A 931-nucleotide genomic window follows, 5' to 3' on the forward strand; every position below is an offset into this window, starting at 1 on the left:
TGAGGGTTCTTCCCGTAAGAGTCTGTGTCGTATTATTTATTGTATATGTTGTAGAATCTGAAGTCCAGCCCAAACGGTATCTTTCCCACGCATTAGCTACATATGTTCTTATCCCCCAGGCAGATAACATTCCCCAGAAACCGAAACCATTATGATAATCGTTGTTACCAATTAAATAATGAGAAAATTCATGTATTACATTTCTGAATGGGTCCTCGGTTAAATAATTTCTTACTGTCACACCGGAACCGTATGGTATTGAGTCACCTCCACCAAATGACGTTGCTATTTTCCTCTGGTTGTTGTCCACATTAATAATTCCTATATTTCCCAAATCACCATAATTGCTTATAAATCCTAAATCTATTAAACCTTGATCGGGATCATTTAAATCTTCTGAAATATTCCTCCAGACAAAAATGATCATATCAACGTATGTATCGGCATTATTATAATATGTATAATCACTTACCCAATCCCAGTTATCAAACTCGGCAAAATCCCATGTTGTATCAAGTTGTTGGATTATTTCTTTTTGAATATTGCCTCTTCGATTACTGGTGTAATTATTCATATACCAGTCTCTTGTATGCGGTGCAATTACGTGAACTTCCTTTCCAATAAAATGAAGCTTGTTGCCGGACATTTCGTTAAAATAATGGGTTAGCGAACCTTGAGTAGGGTTAGCTGACCATGTTTGATCGACCCAATTATTCATATTTTGAGGAGAGTTGCTTTTAACCCATCTCATATTATTAATATCATAGTTGTCATCTGGAAATTCCGCGAAGATAATTAATACATTTATTGTCCCTTCGGAAGGAAGCCATCTTCCTTTTGATTGCGCCGGAACTTCTTGTACTGATACAGTAACACAATTGTATACTTGTGCAAACAAATGGAAAGATATAGTAATATACAAAGTTACAAT

1 pseudogene is annotated in these 931 nt (G+C 35.6%); it reads right to left on the minus strand.

Annotated elements, in window-relative coordinates:
• Positions 1-931: pseudogene (locus ACSSWA_RS14915) on the minus strand (T9SS type A sorting domain-containing protein); the annotation flags it as partial.

The organism is Melioribacter sp. Ez-97, assembly GCF_051488665.1.
Lineage (GTDB): Bacteria > Bacteroidota > Ignavibacteria > Ignavibacteriales > Melioribacteraceae > Melioribacter.